22 protein-coding genes and 3 pseudogenes are annotated in these 25279 nt (G+C 67.2%); 3 read left to right on the forward strand and 22 right to left on the reverse strand.

The window, feature by feature from the left end:
* Window positions 1–9: 9 nt before the first annotated feature.
* The 9 genes and pseudogenes from carB to ACFQDH_RS19435 all read right to left on the reverse strand — a co-directional run bounded on the left by carB (window position 10) and on the right by ACFQDH_RS19435 (window position 9917).
* On the reverse strand, window positions 10–3321 hold the full coding sequence (gene carB / locus ACFQDH_RS19395; RefSeq protein ID WP_382404025.1) for a carbamoyl-phosphate synthase large subunit: 3312 nt from the start codon (window positions 3319–3321) through the stop codon (window positions 10–12).
* On the reverse strand, window positions 3321–4538 hold the full coding sequence (gene carA / locus ACFQDH_RS19400; RefSeq protein WP_382404026.1) for a glutamine-hydrolyzing carbamoyl-phosphate synthase small subunit: 1218 nt from the start codon (window positions 4536–4538) through the stop codon (window positions 3321–3323). Before carA ends, carB begins: the two co-directional genes overlap by 1 nt.
* On the reverse strand, window positions 4535–5824 hold the full coding sequence (locus tag ACFQDH_RS19405) for a dihydroorotase (RefSeq protein ID WP_382404027.1): 1290 nt from the start codon (window positions 5822–5824) through the stop codon (window positions 4535–4537). Before ACFQDH_RS19405 ends, carA begins: the two co-directional genes overlap by 4 nt.
* A pseudogene (locus ACFQDH_RS19410) lies at window positions 5821–6746 on the reverse strand (aspartate carbamoyltransferase catalytic subunit). Before ACFQDH_RS19410 ends, ACFQDH_RS19405 begins: the two are co-directional and overlap by 4 nt.
* Window positions 6743–7330 (reverse strand): bifunctional pyr operon transcriptional regulator/uracil phosphoribosyltransferase PyrR, encoded by a 588-nt coding sequence (gene pyrR / locus ACFQDH_RS19415; protein ID WP_382404028.1) that lies wholly within the window; start codon window positions 7328–7330, stop codon window positions 6743–6745. The pseudogene ACFQDH_RS19410 and the gene pyrR overlap by 4 nt, the downstream one beginning before the upstream one ends.
* A gap of 108 nt (window positions 7331–7438) precedes the next feature.
* A complete protein-coding gene (locus ACFQDH_RS19420) occupies window positions 7439–8209 on the reverse strand; it encodes an acetyltransferase domain-containing protein (protein ID WP_382404029.1) in 771 nt (256 codons plus the stop codon).
* 36 nt (window positions 8210–8245) lie between these two features.
* Window positions 8246–8692: a transcription antitermination factor NusB gene (nusB, locus tag ACFQDH_RS19425; RefSeq protein ID WP_382404030.1), complete on the reverse strand. Its 447-nt coding sequence runs from the start codon at window positions 8690–8692 to the stop codon at window positions 8246–8248.
* A gap of 2 nt (window positions 8693–8694) precedes the next feature.
* On the reverse strand, window positions 8695–9255 hold the full coding sequence (gene efp / locus ACFQDH_RS19430) for an elongation factor P (RefSeq protein WP_382404031.1): 561 nt from the start codon (window positions 9253–9255) through the stop codon (window positions 8695–8697).
* 149 nt (window positions 9256–9404) lie between these two features.
* Window positions 9405–9917, reverse strand: coding sequence for an O-acetyl-ADP-ribose deacetylase (locus tag ACFQDH_RS19435; RefSeq protein WP_382404032.1), 513 nt, complete (start codon window positions 9915–9917; stop codon window positions 9405–9407).
* 285 nt (window positions 9918–10202) lie between these two features.
* Between ACFQDH_RS19435 and ACFQDH_RS19440 the strand changes: the two genes are divergently transcribed.
* From ACFQDH_RS19440 to ACFQDH_RS19450, 3 genes and pseudogenes are all read left to right on the forward strand, one after another.
* Window positions 10203–10637 (forward strand): hypothetical protein, encoded by a 435-nt coding sequence (locus ACFQDH_RS19440; protein ID WP_382404033.1) that lies wholly within the window; start codon window positions 10203–10205, stop codon window positions 10635–10637.
* Between the two features lie 4 nt (window positions 10638–10641).
* Window positions 10642–10761: pseudogene (locus ACFQDH_RS19445) on the forward strand (glutamate synthase-related protein); the annotation flags it as partial.
* Window positions 10762–10819: 58 nt separating this feature from the next.
* On the forward strand, window positions 10820–11011 hold the full coding sequence (locus ACFQDH_RS19450) for a hypothetical protein (RefSeq protein WP_382404034.1): 192 nt from the start codon (window positions 10820–10822) through the stop codon (window positions 11009–11011).
* Here the strand turns inward: ACFQDH_RS19450 and aroB are convergent, their stop codons facing one another.
* From aroB to ACFQDH_RS19515, 13 genes and pseudogenes are all read right to left on the reverse strand, one after another.
* On the reverse strand, window positions 11012–12097 hold the full coding sequence (gene aroB, locus ACFQDH_RS19455; RefSeq protein ID WP_382404035.1) for a 3-dehydroquinate synthase: 1086 nt from the start codon (window positions 12095–12097) through the stop codon (window positions 11012–11014).
* Window positions 12094–12600, reverse strand: coding sequence for a shikimate kinase (locus tag ACFQDH_RS19460; protein ID WP_382404036.1), 507 nt, complete (start codon window positions 12598–12600; stop codon window positions 12094–12096). The genes aroB and ACFQDH_RS19460 overlap by 4 nt, the downstream gene beginning before the upstream one ends.
* Window positions 12597–13811: a chorismate synthase gene (aroC, locus tag ACFQDH_RS19465; RefSeq protein WP_382404037.1), complete on the reverse strand. Its 1215-nt coding sequence runs from the start codon at window positions 13809–13811 to the stop codon at window positions 12597–12599. The genes ACFQDH_RS19460 and aroC overlap by 4 nt, the downstream gene beginning before the upstream one ends.
* Before the next feature lie 63 nt (window positions 13812–13874).
* The gene (locus ACFQDH_RS19470) at window positions 13875–14750 is read right to left on the reverse strand and encodes a shikimate dehydrogenase (protein WP_382404038.1); all 876 of its coding nucleotides are present in this window, start codon (window positions 14748–14750) and stop codon (window positions 13875–13877) included.
* On the reverse strand, window positions 14720–16039 hold the full coding sequence (mltG, locus tag ACFQDH_RS19475; protein WP_382404039.1) for an endolytic transglycosylase MltG: 1320 nt from the start codon (window positions 16037–16039) through the stop codon (window positions 14720–14722). The genes ACFQDH_RS19470 and mltG overlap by 31 nt, the downstream gene beginning before the upstream one ends.
* A 101-nt stretch (window positions 16040–16140) precedes the next feature.
* Window positions 16141–16611 carry a Holliday junction resolvase RuvX gene (gene ruvX, locus ACFQDH_RS19480; protein WP_382404040.1) on the reverse strand — a complete coding sequence of 157 codons (471 nt, stop codon included), beginning with the start codon at window positions 16609–16611 and terminating at the stop codon, window positions 16141–16143.
* Between the two features lie 26 nt (window positions 16612–16637).
* Window positions 16638–19353: pseudogene (gene alaS, locus ACFQDH_RS19485) on the reverse strand (alanine--tRNA ligase).
* Between the two features lie 113 nt (window positions 19354–19466).
* On the reverse strand, window positions 19467–19682 hold the full coding sequence (locus tag ACFQDH_RS19490; protein WP_382404041.1) for a hypothetical protein: 216 nt from the start codon (window positions 19680–19682) through the stop codon (window positions 19467–19469).
* A complete protein-coding gene (locus ACFQDH_RS19495; RefSeq protein WP_382404908.1) occupies window positions 19679–20059 on the reverse strand; it encodes a DUF948 domain-containing protein in 381 nt (126 codons plus the stop codon). The genes ACFQDH_RS19490 and ACFQDH_RS19495 overlap by 4 nt, the downstream gene beginning before the upstream one ends.
* Window positions 20060–20176: 117 nt before the next feature.
* The gene (locus ACFQDH_RS19500) at window positions 20177–21307 is read right to left on the reverse strand and encodes an ABC transporter ATP-binding protein (RefSeq protein ID WP_382404042.1); all 1131 of its coding nucleotides are present in this window, start codon (window positions 21305–21307) and stop codon (window positions 20177–20179) included.
* Window positions 21308–21310: 3 nt separating this feature from the next.
* On the reverse strand, window positions 21311–22402 hold the full coding sequence (locus tag ACFQDH_RS19505; protein ID WP_382404043.1) for an ABC transporter ATP-binding protein: 1092 nt from the start codon (window positions 22400–22402) through the stop codon (window positions 21311–21313).
* On the reverse strand, window positions 22399–23397 hold the full coding sequence (locus ACFQDH_RS19510; protein ID WP_382404044.1) for an ABC transporter permease: 999 nt from the start codon (window positions 23395–23397) through the stop codon (window positions 22399–22401). Before ACFQDH_RS19510 ends, ACFQDH_RS19505 begins: the two co-directional genes overlap by 4 nt.
* A gap of 95 nt (window positions 23398–23492) precedes the next feature.
* The gene (locus ACFQDH_RS19515) at window positions 23493–25277 is read right to left on the reverse strand and encodes an ABC transporter substrate-binding protein (protein WP_382404045.1); all 1785 of its coding nucleotides are present in this window, start codon (window positions 25275–25277) and stop codon (window positions 23493–23495) included.
* Between the last annotated feature and the right edge of the window lie 2 nt (window positions 25278–25279).

Here is a 25279-nt window from a genome sequence, read left to right on the forward strand (position 1 = left end):
CCTCCCGAGTCAGCCCCGGCCGCGGCCGTAAAGATCGAGCTCCTGCGCATGCACCTGCAACGGCTTGACCCGGAACGGCCCGGCCAACTGCGCCTCGATGCCCTGGACGGCTGCGGCTAGTTGCTGCACCGTCGTGATGATCGGACGATCCATGCTCGTGGTGGCAGCACGTATGGCGTAGCCGTCGGCCCGGGCGCCCTGCCCGGACGGCGTGTTGACCACCATTGCGACATCCCCGGCCTGGATCCGGTCGACGATCGTGGGTTCGCCGTTCGCACCCGGACCCGCACTGTGCTTGCGCACCACTTCGGCCTGGATACCGTTGCGCCGCAACACATCTGCCGTGCCGGCCGTCGCCAGGATGCTGAAGCCGAGGTCGGCCAGTCGCTTGACCGGGAAGATCATCGCCCGCTTGTCTCGGTTGGCGACCGAGACGAAGATCGAGCCCTCGCGCGGCAGTCCGGTGACCGAACCCAGCTGACTCTTGGCGAATGCCGAGCCGAAATCGTCGTCGAAGCCCATCACTTCACCCGTGGAGCGCATCTCCGGACCAAGCAGGCTGTCGACGACATCGCCATCGTGGGTACGGAACCGCTTGAACGGCAGCACGGCTTCCTTCACCGCGATGGACGAGTCGGCCGGCAACATCCCGCCGTCACCGACAGGTGGCAGCAGGCCGTCATCGCGCAGGTCCTGGATCGACTCGCCCAGCATCACCCGCGCCGCCGCCTTGGCCAGCGGCACGCCGGTCGCCTTGGCGACGAACGGCACGGTGCGACTGGCCCGCGGATTGGCCTCGAGCACATAGAGCGTGTCGTGTGCGAGGGCGTACTGCACGTTGATCAGACCGCGCACGCCGACGCCTTCGGCCAGCGCCCGGGTGGAAGTGCGCACCCGTTCGATCTCCTCGGCTCCCAATGTCACCGGCGGCAGCGTGCAGGCGGAGTCGCCGGAGTGGATACCGGCCTCCTCGATGTGTTCCATGATGCCGCCGAGGTACATGTCGGTGCCATCGAAGAGCGCGTCCACATCGATCTCGATCGCATCGTCCAGGAAGCGGTCCACCAGCACCGGATGCTCGCTGGACGCGTGTGTCGCCCGGGTGACGTAGTCGTTCAGGGTGGCGTCGTCATACACGATCTCCATGCCACGGCCGCCCAGCACGTATGACGGGCGGACGAGCACGGGATAACCGATCTCGTGCGCGACCGCCAGCGCCTCGTCGACGCTGTATGCCGTGCCGTGCTTCGGCGACGGAAGATCGGCTTCGGCGAGCACGCGGCCGAACGCACCGCGGTCCTCGGCGAGGTCGATCGCCTCGGGCGAGGTGCCCACGATCGGCACGCCGGCGTCCTTGAGCGCCTGCGCGAGGCCGAGCGGTGTCTGGCCGCCGAGTTGCACGATCACGCCGGCGATCGGGCCGGCCTGCCGCTCGGCATGCACGACCTCGAGCACGTCCTCCAGCGTCAACGGCTCGAAGTAGAGCCGGCTGGAGGTGTCGTAGTCGGTCGACACCGTCTCGGGGTTGCAGTTGATCATGACCGTGTCGAAACCCTTGTCCTGCAAGGCGAACGACGCGTGGACGCAGGAGTAGTCGAACTCGACACCCTGGCCGATCCGGTTGGGTCCGGAGCCGAGGATGAGCACCGCAGGCCGCTCACGCGGCAACACTTCGTTCTCCTGGTCGTAACTGGAGTAGTAGTAGGGCGTTTGCGCCGCGAACTCGGCCGCGCAGGTGTCGACGGTCTTGTAGACCGGCCGCACGCCGAGCGCGTAGCGCAGGCCACGCACGACCGCCTCCGGCATCTCGGCCAGTTGGGCGATCTGCTGGTCGGAGAACCCGTGTCGCTTGGCCAGCCGCAGCAATTCCGGAGTGAGCTGGTCGGCGTCGGCGATGATGCCGGCCATCTTGTTGATCAGTTGGATCTGGTCGAGGAACCAGGGGTCGATCTTGGTGCCGTCGAAGACCTCCTCGACGGTCAGGCCCGCGCGAAGCGCCTGCTGTACCAGCACGATTCGACCATCGGTCGGAGTGCCGGCCTGCTCCAGCAGTGCCCGGCCCATCTCGCGGCTGGGCGCGTTGTCCGGGTCCCAGTGGAACGTCGCACCGCTGCGTTCCAGCGACCGCAACGCCTTCTGCAGCGCCTCGGTGAAGTTGCGGCCGATCGCCATCGCTTCGCCGACCGACTTCATCGTCGTGGTCAGCGTCGGGTCCGCCGCGGGGAACTTCTCGAACGCGAAGCGCGGCACCTTGACCACGACGTAGTCGAGCGTCGGCTCGAAGCTGGCCGGGGTCTCGCGGGTGATGTCATTGGGCACTTCGTCGAGGGTGTAGCCGATCGCCATCTTCGCGGCGATCTTCGCGATCGGGAATCCCGTTGCCTTGGAAGCCAATGCGGACGAGCGGGATACGCGGGGGTTCATCTCGATGACGATGATCCGGCCGTTCTCCGGGTCGATCGCGAACTGTATGTTGCAGCCGCCGGTCTCGACCCCGACCTCTCGGATGACGGCGATACCGATGTCGCGCATCTGCTGGTATTCGCGGTCGGTCAGCGTCAGCGCGGGAGCAACCGTGATCGAGTCACCGGTGTGCACGCCGACCGGGTCGACGTTCTCGATCGAGCAGACGACCACGACGTTGTCGGCGTGGTCGCGCATGACCTCGAGCTCGTACTCCTTCCAGCCCAGGATCGACTCCTCCAGGAGCACCTCCGTGGTCGGGCTGGCATGCAGTCCGGCACCGGCGATCCGCCGCAGGTCCCGCTCGTCATACGCGAACCCGGAGCCGAGCCCGCCCATGGTGAATGACGGACGCACGACCATCGGGTAGCCGAGTTTGTTTGCGGCAGCGATGCATTCGTCCATCGTGTGGCAGATGATCGACTTGGCCGACTCCGCTCCACAGCGCTCGACGACGCCCTTGAACCGCTGACGGTCCTCGCCCAGCTGGATGGCCTCGACACTCGCGCCGATCAGCGGGCAGTTGTACTTCTCCAGCACCCCGGCCTCGTGCAGCGCGATCGCGGTGTTGAGCGCGGTCTGGCCGCCCAGCGTCGCCAGCACGGCGTCGGGACGTTCCTTGGCGATGATGGTCTCGACCACCTCCGGGGTGATCGGCTCGATGTAGGTCGCGTCCGCGAACTCCGGGTCGGTCATGATCGTCGCCGGGTTGGAGTTGACCAGCACCACCCGCAGGCCCTCTTCGCGCAGCACCCGGCAGGCCTGGGTGCCGGAGTAGTCGAACTCGCACGCCTGCCCGATGACGATCGGGCCGGAGCCGATCACCAGGACACTCTTGATGTCGTCCCGCTTCGGCATTACTTGTTCTCCTCATTCGTCAAGGTGGTCGAGTAGCCCGGAGCGCTAGCGGAGGGCGTATCGAGACCCCGTTCCAAAAGGCCGACAAACCGGTCGAAGAGGTATGCCGCGTCGTGTGGCCCGGCGGCGGCCTCGGGGTGGTACTGGACCGAGAAGGCAGGAATATCAAGGCATTCCAGCCCCTCGACCACATCGTCGTTGAGGCAGATGTGCGAGACACGCACCTTGCCGAAAGACTCACCCGCAGGCGCTTGGACCGGCTCGCCATCGCGTGGCGCGTCGACCGCAAAGCCGTGGTTGTGGGCCGTGACCTCGACCTTGCCGGTCGTCCGGTCGAGCACTGGCTGGTTGATCCCGCGGTGGCCGTACTTCAGCTTGTAGGTGCCGAAGCCGAGCGCTCGGCCGAGCAGTTGGTTGCCGAAGCAGATACCGAAGAACGGGATCTTGGCCGCGAGCACCTGCTGCAGAACGTCGACCTGCGGTGCGGTTGCCGGGTCTCCGGGACCGTTGGAGAAGAAGACGCCGTCCGGCTGCACCGCCTGGATCTGCTCGAAGGTGCTGTCCGCCGGCAGCACGTGCACCTCGATGCCGCGTTCGGCGAGCCGCTGGGGCGTCATCGCCTTGATGCCGAGGTCGAGTGCGGCGACGGTGAAGCGCCGATCCCCTTGTGCCGGCACGACATACGGCTCGTCGGTGCTGACCTCGGACGCCAACTCGGCGCCAGCCATCTGCGGCTGCTCCCGCACTCGTTGGGTCAGCGCTTCGGCAGAGTCGCCGGTGCGGGAGAAGATGCCGACTCGCATCGCACCGGACTCCCGCAGGTGCCGGGTCAATGCCCGGGTGTCGATGTCACAGATCCCGACGACCCCCTGCTCGGCGAGCTCGTCCTCAAGGGTGCGTTGCGAGCGCCAGTTGGACGGTCGCGGCGAGGGGTCGCGCACGACATACCCACTCACCCAGATGCGCTTGGACTCCGAATCCTCATCGTTCACACCGGTGTTGCCGATGTGCGGTGCGGTCATCACCACCACCTGGCGGTGATAGCTGGGGTCGGTCAGCGTCTCCTGATAGCCGGTCATGCCGGTCGAGAAGACAGCCTCGCCGAAGGTCTCGCCGATGGCGCCATACGCCAGGCCGGTGAAGACGGTGCCGTCCTCGAGGACCAGGGTGGCGCGACCGCGTCCGGTGAGTGGGTCGATGCCGGTAGTCGTCGTCATACGTGGACCTCCTGGTCGAGCAGCGTCGGTCGGCCACGCAGCAGCGTGGACTGCACCCGACCGGTGAGTGTCATGGCGTGCCATGGGTTGTTCCGCGACAGTGAGTGCGAGTCGGCGCGGTCGACCTCAACCTTTGCGGTCGGGTCGATGAGGGTGATGTTGGCGGGCTCGCCTGCGGCGAGCGGACGCCCGTGCCCGGTGAGTCCGGCGATGCGTGCCGGGGTGGTCGACATCGCCGCTGCCGCCTGCTCCCAGGTCATCAGGCCGGTCTGCACCATCACCGTGTTGACCACCTGGAGCGCCTGCTCCAGGCCGAGCATCCCGAACGCGGCTTCCGCGAACGCGTGCTCCTTGTCATGACGCGCGTGGGGTGCGTGGTCGGTTGCGACCGCGTCGATCGTCCCGTCTGCCAAGGCTTTTCGCAGCTCGGCGATGTCCTCGGTGGGCCGCAGCGGCGGGTTGACCTTGTAGGTGGGGTCGTAGCCGGAGAGCAGCTCGGTGTCCAGCATCAGGTGATGCGGCGTGACTTCGGCGGTGACCGCGATGCCCTGGGACTTCGCCCAGCGCAACACCTCCACCGAACCTGCCGTGGAGACGTGCGCGATGTGCACTCGGGAGCCGGTATGGCGAGCAAGCATCACGTCTCGCGCGACGATGACTTCCTCGGCCACACCGGGCCACCCGGGCAGGCCGAGCCGCCCGGAGAGCTCACCCTCGTGGCAGCACGCGCCCGAGTCGGCAAGCCGCGGCTCCTGCGCGTGCTGGGACACGACGCCGCCGAAGGTCTTCACGTATTCCAGCGCCCGGCGCATCAACCGCGCGTCGTGCACACACTTGCCGTCGTCGGAGAAGACCCGCACCGCGGCGCGACTGCGCGCCATCAGGCCGAGCTCGGCGAGCTCCGCACCGGCGAGGCCCTTGGAGACCGCCCCGACCGGCTGCACGTCGACCAGTCCGCACGCACGGCCCAGGTCGAGCACCCGCTCGGCCGCTTCGGCGGTGTCGGTCACCGGGTTGGTGTTGGCCATCGCCAGGATCGCGGTGAAGCCGCCGGCTGCTGCCGCCGCAGATCCGGTCGCGACGGTCTCGGCGTCCTCGCGGCCGGGCTCCCGCAGGTGGGTGTGCAGGTCGACCAGCCCGGGCAGTGCGACCAGACCGTCGGCGTCGATCACCGTCGCGTCACCGGCCGTGACCTTGCCGACCTCGGCGATCACACCGTCCTTGACCAGCAGGTCCTGCCGGCCGGTGCCGAGCAGGTCGGCGCCCTGAATCAGGTAACTCGTCATTCGCCTTCGCCTCCGAGCAGGTGGTAGAGCACGCTCATCCGCACCGCGACACCGGCCGACACCTGGTCGAGGATGAGCGACCGGGCTTCGTCCGCGGCGTCGGCGGTGATTTCCAGGCCGCGGTTCATCGGTCCCGGGTGGCAGATCACCGCGTGCTCGGGCAGCGCGCGCAGCCGGTCGCGAGTCAGGCCGTAGCCGACCGTGTATTCGCGCGGCGTCGGGAAGAAGCCTCCCGACATACGCTCCTTCTGAACCCGCAGCATCATCGCCGCGTCCAGCTTCGGGAGGACTTCGTCGAAGTCGTAGGTATACGAAAAGCCTTCTGCCGCAGCCCAATCCGCGATCCCGCTGGGCATCAGCGTGGGCGGCGCGACGAGGGTGACGTCCGCGCCGAGCGTGCGCAGCAGGATCAAGTTGCTGCGCACGACCCGCGAGTGCGTCAGGTCGCCGATGATGCCGATCCGCTTGCCGGCGAGATCGCCGAGCCGGGCTTGCATCGTGTAGGCGTCGAGCAGTGCCTGGGTGGGGTGCTCGTGAGTGCCGTCGCCCGCGTTGATCACCACGGCGTCCACCCAGTCGGTCACCTGCAGGGGTGCCCCGCTCGCATGATGGCGTATGACGAGGGCGTCGACCCCCATCGCCGCGACCGTCATGGCCGTGTCCCGCAGCGACTCCCCTTGCTCACGGACGAGCCCTTCGCCGAGACGTTGATGACGTCGGCGGACAGCCACTTGCCGGCGATCTCGAAGGACGACCGGGTGCGGGTGGAGTCCTCGAAGAAGAGGTTGACGACCGTGCGGCCGCGCAGGACCGGTAGCTTCTTGACCTCACGCCGCTGCACCTCGTGCATCTGGGCGGCGGTGTCCAGGATCTGCCGGGCGTCTTCGCGACTGAGGTCCGCCGCCGACAACAGGTGCTTCATGAGACCCCTTCCGCGATCCGGACTTCCTCGACGCCGTCCGGATCGGCCAGTCGCACGCTGACCCGCTCGGACCGGGCGGTCGGGAGGTTCTTGCCGACGTGGTCGGCCCGGATCGGCAGCTCGCGGTGCCCGCGGTCGACCAGGACTGCAAGCCGGACGGCTCTCGGGCGGCCGAGGTCGCCCAGCGCGTCGAGCGCGGCGCGCACGGTGCGGCCGGAGTAGAGCACGTCGTCGACCAGGACCACGATCTTCCCGTCGACCCCGCCCTCGGGAACCGTGGTGGCGCCGACCGCACGGGTCGGTTGGCTACGGAGGTCGTCGCGGTACATCGTCGTGTCGAGCGATCCGACGGGGACGTCGGCGCCTTCGATCTCGCGCAACAACGCGACGATCCGGTGCGCGAGCGCCTCACCGCGAGTCGGGATGCCGAGGACCACGAGGTCCTGCACTCCCTTGTTGTGCTCGACAATCTCGTGCGCGATGCGTCGCAGGGCACGGGAGATGTCGGATGAGGTGAGCACGATCCGGCCCGGCGGCTGCGCAGCCTGCTCGTACCCGGACATATCTGAGTCGGGACGCTCCATGCGTCAGGACCTCCTTCGCCGCCTCACAGGACGGAATCGTTAAAGGATGTCGAACGCGGCAAGGGTACCGCTACCGGCGGTGTGGCCCGCACCACGTCCACGCAACGGTCAGGCGAGGAGCCAGAGGGCGCCATACAGCACGGGCTGGTGAAGCACATAGATCGCGAGGGTATGGCGCCCGAGCCACCCCAACCCGCGCGTCGGCGACGAGGCAGGCCGCCACGACCGCAATCCCGCTACTGTCGTGCCTCCCTCGGCGGCGACGACCAACGGCCGCATCACGCCAATCCCCACGAAGGCCAACGCTATCCAGGGGAGCACCGGCTGCCAGTCCAACGACGGCTGGGTGCCGTCGGCCAGCCCGGTCCAAGAGATCCACGGCGACCGGCCGGGCAGGTGCACCAGCCAGGGGAGCGCTACGGAAACCGCAGCCAGCGCCCAAGGAACCCAGCGCGGCGCTCGCACCGCAAGCAGCGCCAGCAATGAGACCACGGCGATGGCGTGCAGGATGCCGAAGGTGACGATTTCGCGCGGCTGATAGACCGCGCTGGCGGCGGTGATGACCAGCGCGAGGACCACAAGTTGCAGCTCGCGACGACAGAAAGCTCGCCATCGGATCCCCCGCCGGTGCGCCAGCACGAGTGACACCCCGACCAGGAACAGGAACGACCCGGCAATCGAATGCGCGATGACCTTGCCCGACCAGTGCGCGCTGATCCGCCAGGAGATCAGGCCGAGGTCACCCAGGTCCCAGGTCAGATGGAACGCGACCACCGCAACGATCGCGACACCGCGCAACAGGTCGACGACCGCCCACCGCGGATTCCGCACGGGAGCGTCGGTCGTCACCTGACCGGTGCGCTGAAGTTCGGCCGTCATACCGACTACGACCCTCTCAGCACGGGATCGGCTCCGTCAGGCGAGCGACTGCTTGACGGCGGCGATCTTGTCGAGCAAGCCGTTGACGAACTTCGGGGAGCTGTCGGTCGACAACTCCTGGGCGAGCTTGACCGCCTCGGAGATCACCACCGGCGCATCGACACCTTCGGCCCAGACCAGCTCCCAGGTCGCGGCACGCAGCAGCGAACGGTCGACGGCAGGCATCCGCTCCGGCGGCCAGTCGCTGGTGCTGTAGGTCTGCAGCGCATCGTTGATCGCACCCCAGTGCTCGACCACACCGCGCACGATCTGCACCGTGTAGTCCGGAAGCGGCGCCTGCGTGGTGGGCACGTCAACCCGCTGGTCGACCAGTTCGCGGGCGTTGACAGCGCGCTGCTCGGCCTCGAAGAGCAGATCGAGTGCCTTCTTGCGCGCCTTGCTGCGTGAGCCGCGACGGGCGGAGGTGTCCGGCGTTTGGGACATCGTCAGCTGACGCGGCCGAGGTAGGAACCGTCGCGGGTGTCGACCTTTACCTTGGTGCCCTGCTCGAGGAAGAGCGGCACCTGGATCTCGGCGCCGGTCTCCAGGGTGGCCGGCTTGGTGCCGCCGGACGAGCGGTCGCCCTGCAGGCCCGGCTCGGTGTGGCTGATCTCCAGCACGACGGACGCGGGCAGTTCGACATACAGGACCGAGCCGTCGTGCTGCGCGACGATGGCTTCCTGGTTCTCCAGCAGGTAGTCGGCGGCCTTGCCCACGGTGGCTGCCGAGATCGGCAGCTGGTCGTAGGTCTTGGTGTCCATGAAGATGTAGTCGGTGCCGTCGTTGTAGAGGTACTGCATGTCCGAGCGGTCGACGCTGGCCGTCTCCACCTTGACGCCGGCGTTGAAGGTCCGGTCGACGGTCTTGCCGGACAGGACATTCTTCAGCTTGGTGCGCACGAACGCCGGGCCCTTGCCGGGCTTGACGTGCTGGAACTCGACCACAGACCACAGCTGGTTGTCGATCTTGAGGACCAGACCGTTCTTCAGGTCGTTGGTGGATGCCACGTTCAGCTCTTCTCTTTCGGATCGACGGACGCCGTCGGCGCTCAGGACGTATAACGCGCCGCGACGCGGGCTGCCGACATCAGGGCGTGCGGCAGCCGCACAAGGCGGCGGGAGGTCGACAGTCTACCGGTCGATCGGCACCCTTTTGATCACCTGTCCGTGAGCGCCCGCTCGAAGCACGCGAGCGCCTCTCCGGAGAACAACGCGAAGGTGACCTCGGCGAGCGAACCGCCGCTGTCGCGCACCGTCTGTATGGCGATCCGGGCAGCGTCGTCCATCGGCCAGCCGAAGATGCCCGCGGAGACCGCCGGGAAGGCAACGGTCCGGGCGCCCAGCTCGTCCGCGACCCGCAGCGAGTTGCGATAGCAGTCGGCGAGCAGCGCCGAGCGGTCCTCCCGCTTGGAGAAGACCGGTCCGACGGTGTGGATCACCCATCGCGCCGGCAGGTTGCCCGCGGTCGTCGCCACTGCTTGCCCGGTCGGCAAACCGTCCGGGAACCGCGAATCGCGCAGCTCCTGGCAGTGCCGCAGGATCTCCGGCCCACCCGCCCGATGTATGGCGCCGTCGACCCCGCCGCCACCCATGAGGGATGAATTTGCAGCGTTGACAACGGCATCCACCGTCAGGGTGGTGATGTCGGCGCGGATCGCGGTCAGCTGCATCCACTGAACGTTACGCCGCGGGCGCCCTCGACCGCCCCGATCAGCCCAGTCCAGCACCCGCCTTCCTGGCTGCCCTTCGGCTGGAAGCCGGCGGTCGTCTTCATCCTCGGCTGCCTGGCCCTCAGCTGGTTGTTAGCGCGGTTCATCGGGGAGGGCCCGCTGGAGTGGGCGCTGGCAGTACTCAGCGGTCGACAGCTGTTGCACCGGCAACGGCGCGCGGCTGACCGGTCCGCGCACGGCGGGAAGTCTCGTCAGTGCAGCTGAGGCTATGGGAGTCTTCCCGTTATGAAGGCAAAGGTGCTCGCGCTTCTCCCCGTTCTGTCCGCTGCCGGCCTGGCCGCACACGACTTGTGGCAGAAGAACCATTCGCTGCTGCGTAACTATCCAGTTATCGGGCACGCGCGATATGCGATCGAGACGATCGGTCCCGAACTGCGGCAGTACGTCGTCGCGTCCAACGACGAGGAGCGGCCCTTCAGCAGGCACCAGCGTGCCTGGATCTACGCCAGCGCCAAGGGTGAGAACAACTACGTCGGATTCGGCACCGACAACAACGTGGAGGACGAGGAGGGCTACCCGATCATCAAGCACCGCACCTTCAGCCTGACTCCCCCATCGGCCGCTCCACACACCGGCGACCACGTCGATCTCCCGAGCGCGAAGTTGCTGGGCGGGGCCACGCGGGCGGGCCCAGGCGTTTCGCCCGGAGTCGGCCCGTGAGGCGATGCTGTCGATCGGCTGCATCCAGTCGCAGAAATGCCACACCGACCGCTGCCCCACCGGCGTCGCCACCCAGGACCCCTGGCTGTCACACGGGTTGGACCCGACGTCGAAGGCAGTCCGGCTCGCGAACTACGTGCAGTCGATGCGCCGCGACCTGGTCAAGGTCAGCGAGGCCGTCGGTGTGCCGCACCCTCCTCATCGACCCCGACGACGTCGAGCTGCTCCTCGGCCAGCGGGTGGGCACCCCGTTGCGCAAGGTCTACCACTACGAGCCGACGTGGGGTGTGCTCGGCGAGCCGTGGCGTTCACAGATCAGCCAGCTCATGCTCGGCGCGGTGCCGAGCGACGCCGCACAGCCGACGGCGAATTGATCAGGCCAGCACCGCTTCGTATGCCGCGCGCAGCAGCGTCTCGTCGGGACCGGCCAGCCGCGTGGGCGCAGCGACCGCAGTCAGGGCCACGAACCGCAGCGTCGAGCCGCGGGTCTTCTTGTCGCGTCCCATCGCGGCGCGCAGCGCGGTCCACCGGGCATCGACATCACCGTCCACCGCGTATGACGTGGGTAATCCCAACAGCTGCAACGCTTCTCGGTGTTGCTCGACCAACAACTCGTCGATCAGACCGGACCGGCGGGCGAGCTCTGCGACATACATCATCCCGACGGCCACGGCATCGCCGTGCCGCCAGCTGAAGCCGGAGACCTGCTCGACCGCGTGCGCGAAGGTGTGACCGTAGTTGAGGATCTCCCGCAGCCCCGCCTCGCGCAGGTCGGAGGTGACCACATCGGCCTTGACCTGGACGGCTCGGGCGATCAGCTCCGGCAGGACGGAACCGTCGACATCCGTCGCGGCCTCCGCGTCAGCGGCCAGCCGGAGGATCTGCGGGTCGGAGATGAAGCCGCACTTGACCACCTCGGCCAGGCCGGCGACGAGATCTGCACGCGGCAGGGTCCGTAACAGGTCCAGGTCGCAGACAACGGCGGCCGGCGGGTGGAAGGACCCGACGAGGTTCTTGCCCTCGGCGATGTTGATGCCGGTCTTGCCGCCCACGGCCGCATCGACCATGCCGAGAACCGTCGAGGGCACCTGCACGACCGGCACACCGCGCAGCCAGGTCGCGGCCACGAAACCGCCCAGGTCGGTCGTCGCCCCACCACCGAGAGCGATCACCGCATCGGTGCGGGTGAACCCGGCCTCCGCCAGCACCGCCCACAACCGCGCTGCGACGTCGACCGTCTTGGCCGCCTCGGCATCCGGCAACTCCACGCTCGTGGGCTCCAGCCCTTGCACGGCGGCCTGCTCCGCCAACCGCTCCGCGGCGGCGGCCATCACCGGAGCGTGCACGATCAACACGCGTTGCGCACCGTCCGGCACGCGCGACGCGACCTCACTCAGCACCCCGCGGCCGATGACCACGTCGTAGTCATCGCCAACGCGAATCACTTTGGTGTCACTCATGATTGGCTCAACTTCGCCACGACATCAGCGGCGACCTCATCAGCGGTCCGCCCACCGGTCTCGACCACCCAGGTCGCCAGTCGCTCGTATGTCGGACGCCGGTCCCCCATCATCCGGGTCCAGGTCGCACGCGGGTTGACCGCGAGCAGCGGCCGGGCGCCGGAGAACCCGATCCGCCCGGCAGCGTCCGAGATCGCAACGCTCAGGAACGCCACCGGCAGCGGTTCGAGCAGCTGCGCGGTCGCCGGCGTCATCGGCGCACCACCACCCACTGCGACAACTCCACCGCCGGTTACGGCGCGAGCCACCGCGTCGGTCTCCAGCGCGCGAAAGTGCGCCTCGCCCTGCTCGACGAAGATGTCCGAGATGGAGGTCTGCTGCTCGGCCTCGATGAGTTCGTCCGTGTCCGTGAACGGCACGTCGAGTTGCTCGGCGACCAGTCGCCCCACAGTTGTCTTGCCCGCTCCGGGCGGGCCGATCAGAACGACGGCAGGGGCGGTCATTTGAGGAGCTCCGGGATCGCGGCGAGGTACGCCGTGTGGTTGCGCGCCACCTCGGCCACGCTGTCGCCGCCGAACTTCTCCAGCGCCACCTGTGCCAACACCAGCGCAACCATCGCCTCCGCGACGACGCCCGCGGCCGGCACGGCGCACACATCCGATCGCTGGTGTATGGCGGTGGCCTCCTCGCCGGTGGAGACGTCGACCGTCTTCAGCGCACGCGGCACCGTGGAGATGGGCTTCATCGCGGCGCGCACCCGCAGCACCTCGCCGGTCGACATACCGCCCTCGGTGCCGCCGGCCCGGTTGGTCTCCCGCCGGATCCGGCCGTCCTCACGCACGATCTCGTCGTGCGCGGCGGATCCGCGGCGAGCCGCGGTGCGGAACCCGTCGCCGACCTCGACACCCTTGATCGCCTGGATCCCCATCAGTGCGCCGGCCAGTTGCGCATCGAGACGCCGGTCACCGTGCACGTGCGAGCCGAGGCCCGGTGGCACGCCATACGCGAGCACCTCGACGACCCCGCCGAGCGTGTCGCCGTCCTTCTTGGCCGCGTCGATGACCGCCACCATGCGGGCCGAACCGTCGGAGTCCAGCGAACGCACCGGGTCGGCATCCAGCGCGGCGACATCGTCCGGTCCGGGCAGGGGCGCGTCGTCGGAGACCTCTTCGCCGCCGATGGCCACCGTGTGCGAGACCAGCCGGATCCCGAGGGCCTGCTCAAGGAACGCTGCGGCCACCCTCCCGAGCGCGACCCGGGCCGCGGTCTCGCGCGCCGAAGCCCGCTCCAGGATCGGGCGCGCTTCGTCGAAGCCGTACTTCTGCATACCGACCAGGTCCGCGTGACCGGGCCGCGGCCGGGTCAACGGGCGGTTGCGGGCGAGCTCACCGGACGCGCCGACATCGGCGGCTGCGGCGAGCGCCTCGGCGTCGATCGGCTCCGGGCTCATCACGGCCTGCCACTTGGGCCACTCGGTGTTTTCGATGGTGATCGCAATCGGCGAGCCGAGCGTGCTGCCGTGCCGGACGCCGCCGGTGAACGAGACCTTGTCCTGCTCGAATTTCATCCGCGCACCGCGCCCGTAACCGAGCCGGCGCCGGGCCAGGGCGTCGGCGAGGTCTCCCGCGCTGATGCTGACACCGGCGGGGAGGCCGTCGATCACCGCGGTGAGCTCGGGCCCGTGGGATTCACCTGCAGTCAACCAACGAAGCATGTCGCTGATCTTTTCATGCAGTGGCAGCCGACTGTATGCCGCCGCCGTATGGCGAGAAGGCTGTCAGCGCAACAGGGCTGCGCGGCCCGCCCGTCGCATGACCTCAAGCGGTGCCGGACTGCCGGTCATCAGCTGGAACTGCGCCGCGCCCTGGTGGATCAGCATCTCGATCCCGGGCACGATCCGAGCGCCGTATGCCGCGGCGGTCGCCGCCAGCTCGGTCGGCCAGCCGGCATACACGACGTCGAGCAGCACCCGCCCGGTTGTGGCTGCATCGGCGGCGACTCCCAGCTCGGCCATCGCGCCGGCAAGAGAGTCCGCGGTGCCGGCCGGAATCGTGCTGATCACCAGTGGGGTCTCCAGCACTGCCGCTGCGCCCTCGGCCTCACCCAGGACCACCACTCGGAAGCCGTGATCACGTGCCTGCGCCAGGGTTGAGGCCCGCATGTCCTTGCGGACGACGAACACGACCTCGGCGACCTCGAGGTCGGCCAGCGCCGCCAGCGCCGAGCGTGCGGTCGCTCCGGAGCCGATCACCACCGCCCGCGGAACCGCACCGGCCATGATGCCCGCGTCTCGCAGTGCCTCGCGGATGCCGATGATGTCGGTGTTCTCGCCGTGCCAACCGCGACCGACGTGGATCAGTGTGTTGACAGCACCGGTCCGCAGCGCGACGTCGCTGGCGGAGTCGGCGATCAGCAATGCTTCCTCCTTCAGCGGCCTCGTCAGGGACAGCCCACGCCAGGTCGGTCCGAGCCCGCTGACCAGGTCACGCAACGAGGCCGCATCACACTCGCGGATGTCGTAGGACCAGTCCGTCATACCGCGCGCCTCGTATGCCGCCCGGTGCAACACCGGCGACATCGAGTGAGCGATCGGCTTGCCCAGCACTGCTGCGCGGTGCCGGGTCAGCACTTGCCGGGATGGTTCTGGCACCACGCGTGGAACACCTGCTCGTTCTTCTGCTGCTCCGGGTAGGTGTCGGCGAAGAGCGTCTTGCCGGTCTCCGGGTCGACCGTGACGAAGTAGAGCCAGCCGCCACTCGCCGGATGCAGGGCCGCCTTGATGGCCGCGAGCCCGGGGTTGTTGATCGGAGTCGGTGGCAGTCCGGTGTTGAGGTAGGAGTTGTACGGCCCCTTCTTGGCGCGCTGCTGGTCGGTCGTGGTGATCGTGCCGCGCTGCTTCTCGGCGTAGTGGATCGTCGAATCGAGTTGCAGCGGCATACCTTGAGCCACGCGGTTCACGATGACACGGGCCACCTTGGGGCCGTCCTCGGCCAGCCGGGACTCGGCTTCCACCAATGACGCCTCGACCATCACCTGATGCAGTTGGCTGTCCGGAATCTGCAGCGGTGCGACCTTCTTGCGCCACTCGGTGGCCATCGTGCGCAACTGCTGCTGGGCGGTCGTGCCCTTGCCGAAGTTGTAGGTCGACGGGAAGAGGTATCCCTCCAGGTGCCCGTCCGCCGCTGAGGGCAACCCGATCGAGGCCGCCGTCACCTTCTGGTAGTCGGCGAGCGGCACCCCGGTCGCCTTGGACAACAGCGCGAAGATCTGGCTCGCCCACAAACCCTCGGGGATTGTGGTGCCCGTGCTCGAGAAGCTCTTGGGATCCAGCATCAGGGCGAGCGCCGACTGCGCACTCATCTTCTGTCGCAACTTGTAGCTACCCGGTTGGATCGAGCCGAAGTCGTGACTTGCGCCGGCGGCCGTGACGAAAGCGCCCGTCGACTTCACCACGCCGGCCTTGAGCAGGGTCTGCGCGATCGAGGTGCCGGAGTCACCCTCCTTGACCACGATCGTCACCGAGCCAGTGCCGTTGCCGGCATAGTCGGGGCTGCTCTGGCTCATGCCCGGCAGGCTGATCCGCCCGACCCGGCTGACTGCGTAGCCTGCGCCGCCGACCACCAGCAACATCACCAGGACCAGCAGGAGGCAGGAGCGGCCCGCCCGTCGACGCCGGTGCCGCTGGATCTCCTCGTATGACGTGTGGCTTCCGTGCTGCTCGTGATCGTCCTCGCTGGCCCAGTCGTGAAAACCGGTCCACTCGCCGTCACCCGACGACGTTTCTCCCCCGCTGGGCTCCGGCAAATACTTCTCGGGCGCCCCGAAGGAGGGATGTGCTGACGCCGCAACGAACTCGGTCGTCTCGTCCTCGTGGGTCAGGTCCGGGCGCGGCTTCGCGGGGGCAGCTCGGCGTTCGCGTGCGGTGTTGGCTGGACGTGCCACGGGAGAAGCCGAAGCGGCCGCCCGACGCGCGCGGTCCCGTGCTTCACGGCGCGTGCGCGGGGCGGGTTCGCCCGCGGACGTCCCGTCTGGAGGAATGGTCACTATCGCCTTTCCGTGTCAGCCCTGGACCCATGACGTGGCTTGCGTCCCCCAACGATCATTCCGGCAGGTTGGCCGGAAACACGCTCCGCGTCAAGCGCGACTTGCAGGATCAGCACAGCAGCCTGCTGATCGACCAGGTCACGGCGCCCCCGTTCACTGAGCCCACTGGCTCGCATCGCGCGGTGCGCGTCGATCGTCGTCATACGCTCATCGACCAGGCGGACGACGAGGTTCGGCGCGCGCCGGCGCAACGTTTTCGCCCAACCGCGCGCTGCTTCCGCGGCGGCCCGCTCGGTCCCGTCCAGGGACAACGGCAGGCCGACAACGACCTCGGCCGCACCACGTTCGGCGGCCAGGTCGGCCACCTCCTGTATGTCGGATTCGTCACCCGCACGCCGCAGGGTTCCCCACGGTGTCGCCAGGACGCCGTCCGGATCGCACACGGCGACGCCGACGCGGACACTGCCCACGTCGACGCCGATCCGTACGCCTGGCCTCACTGGACCCCGGTGAGCGTCTGCAACTGGCCCTCGACCGCCTCGAGCGCGGCGCCGACCGCCGAGGCGTCGGTGCCGCCGCCCTGTGCGAGGTCCGACTTGCCGCCACCGCCGCCACCGAGTACGCCAGCAGCGGTGCGCACCAGGTCGCCCGCCTTGATGCCGCGGTCCCGTGCCCGAGCGTTCGTCGCCACGACGATCAGCGGTCGGCCCTTCGCCGAACCCGTCACGGCCACCACGCTCGGTGTCTCGTCGCCGAGCCGACCACGCAGACCGGTCACCAGTGAGCGCACTTCGTCCGCACCGAGCTCGCCACCGTCGTGGGTGAGCACGCGGACTCCCCGATATCGGACGCGCCGGTCAGCAACTCGCCAGCCTGCGCCTGCAGCTGTTGCTGGCGCAGCGTCGAGATCTCCCGCTCGGCGTTCTTGACCCGGGTCAACAACTCCTCCACACGCTCGCGCAACTCACCGGGCTGAGCCTTCACCAACCGGCCGAGCTCCGCGACGATCGCGCGTTCCTTGGCCAGGTAGCGCAACGCATCCATGCCGACGAACGCCTCGACACGGCGCACGCCCGAACCCACCGACGACTCGCCGGTCAGTGTCAGGGCGCCCACCTGCGAGGAGTGCGCCACGTGGGTGCCACCGCAGAGCTCACGTGACCAGGGGCCACCGATCTCGATGACACGAACTTGCTCGTCATACGTCTCACCGAAGAGCGCGAGAGCGCCCCATTCGCGCGCTTCGGGCAGTGTCATGTACTGCGAAGAGACCGGCAGGTCCTGGCGGACCGCCAGGTTGGCGACCTCCTCGATCTCCGACCGCGTCTCCGGTGACAACGCACTGCTCCACGCGAAGTCGAGCCGCAGGTAGCCGGGCTTGTTGTAGGAGCCGCTCTGCAGCGCCGACGGGCCGAGCACCTGCCGTAGCGCCGCATGCACAACGTGCGTGCCGGAGTGCGCCTGGCACGCCGAGATGCGCCAGTCGGGATCGACTTGCGCCTCGACCTGCTCGCCGACCTTCACCTCACCGGACGCGACCTCGACGGTGTGCACCACGAGGCCCTTGACCGGACGCTGCACGTCGAGCACTCGCAGCTGGCCGGTCGGTGTCGTGATGACGCCTTCGTCGGCGATCTGTCCACCGGACTCGGCGTAGAAGGACGTGCGGTCGAGCACGACCTGGCCAGTCGCGCCCTGCTCGAGCCCCTCGACACGAGCACCGTCCGACACCAGGCCAACGACCTTGCCTTCGGTCGAAAGTGCTTGGTACGCCTGCCAATCGGTCGCTCCGAGCGCGCGCAGTTCTTTCCAGACCTCAGTGTGCGCGTGACCGGCCTTCTTCGACTTCGCGTCCGCCTTCGCACGCTCGCGCTGCTGGGTCATCAGCCGGGTGAAGCCGTCACGGTCCACCTGGACGCCCTGCTCCGCCGCCATCTCGAGAGTCAGGTCGATCGGGAAACCATAAGTGTCGTGCAGCGCGAAGGCCTCCGAGCCGGGCAACGTCGGGGTGCTGCTGCCGCCCAGGGCGGCGGACGACTGCTTGGCCTTTGTCACCGCGGTGTCCAGGATCGTTGTGCCCTGGTCGAGGGTGCGCCGGAAGGCATCTTCCTCGCCATACGCGATCTGGCTGATCCGGCCGAAGTCGGCCTCCAGCTCCGGGTATGACGCCTTCATCCGGTCCAGGCTGATCGGCAGCAGCTGCGGCAGCACCTTGTCGCGGTAACCGAGCAGTCGCATGGCACGGACCGCGCGCCGCAGCATCCGGCGCAGCACGTAGCCGCGGCCCTCATTGCCGGGCGTGACACCGTCACCGATCAGCATCAGCGAGGACCGCACATGGTCGGCGACCACCCGCAGGTGTATGTCGTCCGGGTGGCTCGACGTCGCGGCGTGGCCGGAGTGCGCGCCGTAGACCTTGCCGGTCATCTGCGCGGCTTGCGCGAGCACCGGGTAGACCTCGTCGATCTCGTAGAGGTTGTCCTTGCCCTGCAGCAGGGTTGCCATCCGTTCCAGGCCCATGCCGGTGTCGATGTTGCGCTTCGGCAGCGGACCGGACACGTCGAAGTCCGGCTTGCTCCGGACCTCCGACAACAGCTCCTGCATGAAGACGAGGTTCCAGAACTCCATGAAGCGGTCCTCGTCGACCGCCGGGCCGCCGTCCGCGCCATACTCCGAACCACGGTCGTAGAAGAGCTCCGAGCAGGACCGCCCGGGCCTGGCACCCCCATGTGCCAGTAGTTGTCGTTGGCGTCCCGACGGGTGATGCGATCGACGGGTATGCCGATCTGCTCGTGCCAGATCGCGAACGCTTCGTCGTCGTCGGTGTAGACCGTCGGCCAGATCCGCTCCGCGTCCAGCCCGTAGCCACCGTCGTCGACGGAGGAGGTGATCAGTCCCCACGCGAGACGGATCGCGCCTTCCTTGAAGTAGTCGCCGAAACTGAAGTTGCCGTTCATCTGGAAGAACGTGCCGTGCCGAGAGGTCTTTCCGACCTCCTCGATGTCGCCGGTCCGCACGCACTTCTGCACGCTGGTCGCCCGGTCCCAGGGCGGCGTCTGCTGGCCCAGGAAGTAGGGCTTGAACGGCACCATGCCGGCGTTCACGAACAGCAGGTTCGGGTCGTCATAGATCAGGGGCGCGGAAGGCACAACGGTGTGCTTGTTCCGCTCGAAATAGTCCAGCCAACGTCGCCGGATCTCCGCGGTTTCCATCATCAATTCCTTTACGTAGCGCGCCAAGGTGGTCGAGTAGGGCGAGCCGCTAGGCGAGCCCGTATCGAGACCTCAGGTCGATCGGTGCTTTCTGGCAGGTCGGAAGCGGGGCCTTACCGGCCCTCGATAGCTCGCGCGTCAGTGGTGACACGCTCACCGGGAAGGGTGAGATGCGTGTCCATCGCCAGCACCTCGCGCAACTGCGCCTCCCGGGCACCCATGCCGTTCCGGACGTCTTCTCGGAAACGTGCCACTTGCTCACGCGTGTCCGGCCGGCTCGCGAACGCGACCCCGGCCGCAGCCACCGTCACCGGCAACAGCCACTTCATGACCGGTCACCGACTTTGTTCAGCGGCTTGGTCCGCCGCGAGTCCACCGCGGAGCGCACGCCATACGAGAATGCGGCGATCTTGATCAGCGGCCGCCCGACCGTCGCCGTCGCGACCGAGGTCAGCGCGCTCACGTTGGTCGTCATCGTCGCGACATTGGAGGAAATGGTGTCGATCCTGGAAAGTTGCTGGTTGGTCGCCGCCACCGTGTCGGTGACTTCGCGCAGCAGCGGCACCGTCTCGTCGGTGATCTCACGCACGCCCGCCCGGGTCTCGTCGAGCACCTTGCCGGCCTTGCCCACAACAGACCCCATGCGCAGCACAAGGACGACGAACGCCAACGCGGCGATCATCCCGGCCAGGTCCCCAAGGGACACACTCATGACAGTCCTCGTTCCATGGATGCTGCCTAGCCTAGCGAAACGGGCGGTATGACGACGCCTGGCCCATGACACCGCGTGGTGTCATGGGCCAGGCATCGACAAGAAACCGGATCAGGACGCTTCGACGTCAGCGACCAGGTTGGACTTCACCTCCGGGAAGTGGCACGCGATCGTGTGCTCCGGCTTGTCCGCAGCCGGCTCCAGTGGCGGCTCCTCGGCGGCACAGATCTCCTGTGCCTTCCAGCAGCGCGTCCGGAAGCGGCAACCGCTCGGCGGGTCGATCGGGCTCGGCACATCGCCGATCAAGCGGATCCGCTCGTTCGGCACCGCACCACGCACGACATTGAGGTCGGGCGCGGCGGACAGCAGAGCCTGGGTGTAGGGATGCTGCGGCTTCTCGTAGATGTCCTCGCGGTCGCCGACCTCGACCATCTTGCCGAGGTACATCACCGCGATCCGGTCACAGAAATGCCGGACGATGCCGAGGTCGTGCGCGATGAAGACGAAGGCGATGCCGAGGTCACGCCGCAGCTGGGTCATCAGGTTCATGACCTGCGCCTGGATCGACACGTCCAGCGCGGAGACCGGCTCATCGGCGACCACGACCTTCGGCTCCACGGACAGCGCGCGAGCGATCCCGATCCGCTGGCGCTGGCCACCGGAGAATTCGTTCGGGTACCGGTTGACGTGCTCCGGGTTCAGCCCGACGATCTCGAGAAGCTCCTGGACCCGCGACTTGACCTTGTTCTTGGGCACCAGACCGTGGATCTCCAGCGGCGCCCCGATGATCTTCATGACCGTGAAACGTGGATTCAATGATCCGTAGGGGTCCTGGAAGATCATCTGGATGTCACGGCGCATCGGCCGCAGCTGCTTCTCCTTCAGGTTCGCGATCTCGCGCCCCTGGAACTCGATCGAGCCGCTGGTCGGCTCCAGCAGCCGGGTCACCAGGCGACCGGTGGTCGTCTTGCCACAACCGGACTCACCAACCAGGCCGAGGGTTTCGCCCTTGGCCAGGTCGAAGCTCACTCCGTCGACCGCACGAGTCTGCAGCGTCTTCGGAAAGAGACCGGTGTATTCCTTCACCGGGAAGTGCTTGACCAGGTCCTTGACCGTCAGCAGGACCTCGCGGTCTCGCTTCGACTCGTGCACGATCGGTTCAGTGGGTTGGGCGTCTGCGTCGGACTTGCGGATGTCGACGGTGCCTGCGCCTTGGTCGGCGTCAGTAATGTTGTCAGTCATCGATCACTCCAGCGTGGGGGCGACTTCGTCGGCGAAGATCGCGGCGGGGTCGGCCAAGTGGCAGCGGGTGAGTCGTCCCGGCTCACCCGGCACTTCGAGGAATTCGGGCATCTCGGTCACACACCGATTGTTCGGGACCCGATCCGAGTACCCACACCGGGGCTCGAACGAACAACCGTTCGGCAGGTGCAGCAGGCTCGGCGGGTTGCCGGGGATCGGCTTCAAGTCCGAACCGACGTCTGCGGTCAACGACGGCACCGAGCTCAACAGGCCCCAGGTGTAGGGCATCCGCGGGTTGGCCAGGATGTCCTGTGCGGTGCCGTGCTCGACACTGCGACCGGCATACATCACCAGCACGTGGTCCGCGACTTCGGCAACCACGGCCAGATCGTGGGTGATCATGATGATCGCCGAACCGAACTCGCTCTGCAGGTCGTTCATCAGATCCAGGATCTGGGCCTGCACCGTGACGTCCAGCGATGTCGTTGGTTCGTCCGCGATCAGCAGCTTCGGGTCGTTGACCAGGCCGAGGGCGATCATCGCTCGCTGGCGCATACCGCCGGAGAACTCGAAGGGGTACTGCTTGGCCCGGCGGTCCGGGTTGGGGACCCCGACGCGATCCAGCATCTCCACGGCACGCTTGGCAGCGACCGACCTGGAGACCTTGTGATGCGCGAGATACCCCTCGGCGATCTGAGCGCCGACCTTCTTGAAGGGGTGCAGTGAGGACTGCGGATCCTGGAAGATCATCGCCATCGTCTCGCTGCGCAGCTTACGGAAATCTGACTGCGACGCTCCGACGAGCTCCTGGCCGTCCAGCCTGATCGAGCCACTGATCCGGCTGCGCTTCGGGTCGTGCAGACCCATGACGGCCATTGACGACACGCTCTTGCCCGAGCCGGACTCGCCGACGATCGCCAGCGTCTGGCCGGCCTTCACTTCGTAGGACACGCCGTTGACCGCGCTGAGCAAGCCCTCCTCGGTCGGGAACTGCACCTTGAGGTCCTCGACGGTGAGGACGACGGGGGCGTTCGGGTCCAGGGGTGGACGGCGTTGAGTGCCCGGCTCGCCGGCCGGTGATGTTGTCTGGGTCATTTCAGCTTCACTGTCGGGTCGACGGCAACGTAGAGGAGATCGACTATCAGGTTTCCGAGCACGATGAATGTCGCACCGACCAATACGGTTCCGGCAATGACCGGCAGGTCGTTGGTGCTGATGGCATCGAGCCCGAGCCGGCCGATGCCTCGAACATTGAACACTTGCTCGGTGAAGATCGATCCGGACAACTGGAGAGCGACATCCACACCGATCAGCGTCAGGTATGGCGCCACCGTCGCGCGCAACGCATGTCGCCACACCACGTCCCGTTCCGGGATGCCCTTGGACCGGGCAGTACGCACGAAGTCGCTTGCCAGAGTGTTGATCATGAAGGCTCGCACATATCGCACGTAGGTCATGGCGTTGAACAATCCGAAGATGATCCAAATCGCGATGAACCCGGTGAACCACGTCCCGGGGCTCTGGGTGAGCGGCGTGTAACCGGTGGCCGGCAGCACGTTCCAGGTGAAGATGAGGTAGAGGTTCAGGATCAGCGCGATCGCGTAGTAAGGCATCGAGCTGATGACCTGGGAGATTCCCACCAAGGCCCGATCCAGGGGTGAGCCTCGGTTGCGTCCGCAGACCACGCCGAGCAGCAGCCCGAGCGGAACAAAGATCACCATGCCGCCGAAGACGATCGTGAAGGTGACCGGCATGACCTGTTTGACCTGGTCGGTCACCGATTGACTCTGCACATAGGACCAGCCGAGGCACGGTGCGGAGCAATGGCCGGTGACTTCACCGTCGTTGGTGATGTCGCGTCCGACGACCAGGCCCTTCACGTAGGTCCCGAACTGATCGACAACCGGCTTGTCCAAGCCGAGCCCGTGGTTGATGTCGTGCACCCGCTGGTTGGTGCACTTGGTCCCGCAGATCTGGTACGCGACGCCGTCCTTGGCCGGTCCGGTGAAGAACAGGCCGAAGGTCAGCACGATTGTCGCGAACAGCACCGAGATCGCGAGTAGCAACCTTCGGGCGATGTAGACGATCACGTAGTGGCTCCTAGAAGATGATGACCCGCTGGTGACCGGAGCGGAAGAGGAGCACTCTCCACGCCCCGGTCACCGATGGGATATGACTACCGACGTCAGTTGCTGACCCAGAGCTGGGACAGGCTCGGCATGCTGATGATCGGGTTGAGCCCGACATTCTTGACGTTCTTACCGAATGTCGCGGTGTTCATCGAGTAGTTGTCCGGCAGGCCAGGGACGTACTTGGTCATGATCTCCTGGTCCAGCTTGGCCCACTCGGGTGCCGCCTTGGTCGGGTCCATCTTGCCGATCTTGTCCATCTCGGCGTTGACCGCGGCGTTCTTGAACTGCCCGACAGTGGTGCCGTCCGGGATGCCCTCACCACTGAACAGGACCGGGTAGACCGAGTCACCGGTCGGCCAGTCGTAACACCAGCCCGGCGTGCCCTGCAGCATGTTGACCGGGGCCTTGGGGTCCGCGATCTTCTTGGTGCGCTCGGCCTTCGGGATCGGGATGTCCTTGACCTTGAAGCCGGCCGCCACCAGACCGGCCTTGCGAGCCGTGTTGGCCGCGACCGACTGCGGGTTGTCACCCGTGTAGTAGTAGGACAGCTCGAAGCCGAGCTTGTTCGCGGCCTGCAGGATGGCCTTGGCCTTGGCCGGGTCACCCGTGCCCTGACCGGTCGCGTACGGCAATGCCGGGTACTTCTTGTAGCCCTGCAGGCTGGGCGCCGCGTAGGTGGTCGCCGGCTGGTAGTTCAGCGTCGACAGACCACTGGCCTTGCGGATCTGGTCCCAGGGGTAGGCGTAGCCGATCGCCTTACGAATGTTCAACGGGATCTTGTTGACATTCATGTTGACGTAGTACTCACACGACGACGGGCCGATCGCGAACTGGTTCTTCTGCGCGCCGGTCACCTTCGATGCGAGCGACGCGTCGATCGCACCGATGTTGACCGTGTTGGCGCCGGCGCCACTGTTGGCCAGCACGCGCTGCTGGGAGGCCAGGTCGGTGATCGCCAGGTTGATCTGGATCTTGTCCGGGTAGGCGTGGCGCACCGGGTCAGAACTAGCGTCCCAGTTGGCGTTGCGCGACAACAGCAGCTTCGAACCGATGTTGTAGGAGTCGACCTTGTAGGGGCCGGTGGTCAGCGGGTGCTTCTGGTAGTCGCCCTTGGTGTCCTTGGCCTTGGGCACCGGGGTGAACTCCGGGAACGAGGCGAAGTAATTGAACGAGGGAACCTTGGTGACCAGGTGGAAGACCAGCGTGTCGCCACCCTCGGTGGTCACACCCTTGAAGTTGGCGTTGGGCTGCTTGTAGGGACCCAGGTAGGTCTTGCCGTCGACGAGGTACTGGCGCTGGTAGTCGGTGCCGTTGAGGGCGACGCTCTCCTTGGCGAAGGAACGCTCCATGCCGTAGACGAAGTCTTCGATCTTGACCGGCGAGCCGTCGGAGTACTTCAGGCCCGGCTTGATCTTGAACTTCCAGGTCAGCCCGTCAGCCGACGGTACGCCGACATTCTCGGCGAGGTCGGGCACCAGGACCGGCTTGCCCTTGACGATCTGGTACTGCGTCAGGGTGCGGTACATGTACTGCGTCGCGAACGCGTTCGAGTCCACGTAGTAGATGCCGGCCGGGTCCATGGTGGGCGGGTTGGACGAGTCGTCGATGTAGAGCGTCCCGCCCTTCTTGGCACCCGCAACCGCCGGAGCAGGTCCCTTCAGGTTCGGGTTCGTGACCGCCTGAGCGGCGTCAGTCTGCTGGGCGGCGGCAGAGTTGTTGTTGCTGCCGCTGCCAGAACCGCTGCCGCCACTGCCCGACGGGCCGCCGCTGCTGCACGCAGCCAGCGAGACCGCGGTGACACCGGCGGCCGACAGCGCGACCAATTTAGTCCAGCGCATTT

The organism is Flexivirga alba, from assembly GCF_042661025.1.
GTDB lineage: Bacteria > Actinomycetota > Actinomycetes > Actinomycetales > Dermatophilaceae > Flexivirga > Flexivirga alba.

Bases quoted from the DNA above. Each gene is read 5' to 3' on its own strand.
- carB (WP_382404025.1), bottom strand. From the start codon at position 3,321: ATGCCGAAGCGGGACGACATCAAGAGTGTCCTGGTGATCGGCTCCGGC.
- carA (WP_382404026.1), bottom strand. From the start codon at position 4,538: ATGACGACGACTACCGGCATCGACCCACTCACCGGACGCGGTCGCGCC.
- ACFQDH_RS19405 (WP_382404027.1), bottom strand. From the start codon at position 5,824: ATGACGAGTTACCTGATTCAGGGCGCCGACCTGCTCGGCACCGGCCGG.
- pyrR (WP_382404028.1), bottom strand. From the start codon at position 7,330: ATGGAGCGTCCCGACTCAGATATGTCCGGGTACGAGCAGGCTGCGCAG.
- ACFQDH_RS19420 (WP_382404029.1), bottom strand. From the start codon at position 8,209: ATGACGGCCGAACTTCAGCGCACCGGTCAGGTGACGACCGACGCTCCC.
- nusB (WP_382404030.1), bottom strand. From the start codon at position 8,692: ATGTCCCAAACGCCGGACACCTCCGCCCGTCGCGGCTCACGCAGCAAG.
- ACFQDH_RS19435 (WP_382404032.1), bottom strand. From the start codon at position 9,917: ATGCAGCTGACCGCGATCCGCGCCGACATCACCACCCTGACGGTGGAT.
- ACFQDH_RS19440 (WP_382404033.1), top strand. From the start codon at position 10,203: ATGAAGGCAAAGGTGCTCGCGCTTCTCCCCGTTCTGTCCGCTGCCGGC.
- aroB (WP_382404035.1), bottom strand. From the start codon at position 12,097: ATGAGTGACACCAAAGTGATTCGCGTTGGCGATGACTACGACGTGGTC.
- ACFQDH_RS19460 (WP_382404036.1), bottom strand. From the start codon at position 12,600: ATGACCGCCCCTGCCGTCGTTCTGATCGGCCCGCCCGGAGCGGGCAAG.
- aroC (WP_382404037.1), bottom strand. From the start codon at position 13,811: ATGCTTCGTTGGTTGACTGCAGGTGAATCCCACGGGCCCGAGCTCACC.
- ACFQDH_RS19490 (WP_382404041.1), bottom strand. From the start codon at position 19,682: ATGAAGTGGCTGTTGCCGGTGACGGTGGCTGCGGCCGGGGTCGCGTTC.
- ACFQDH_RS19500 (WP_382404042.1), bottom strand. From the start codon at position 21,307: ATGACTGACAACATTACTGACGCCGACCAAGGCGCAGGCACCGTCGAC.
- ACFQDH_RS19505 (WP_382404043.1), bottom strand. From the start codon at position 22,402: ATGACCCAGACAACATCACCGGCCGGCGAGCCGGGCACTCAACGCCGT.
- ACFQDH_RS19515 (WP_382404045.1), bottom strand. From the start codon at position 25,277: ATGCGCTGGACTAAATTGGTCGCGCTGTCGGCCGCCGGTGTCACCGCG.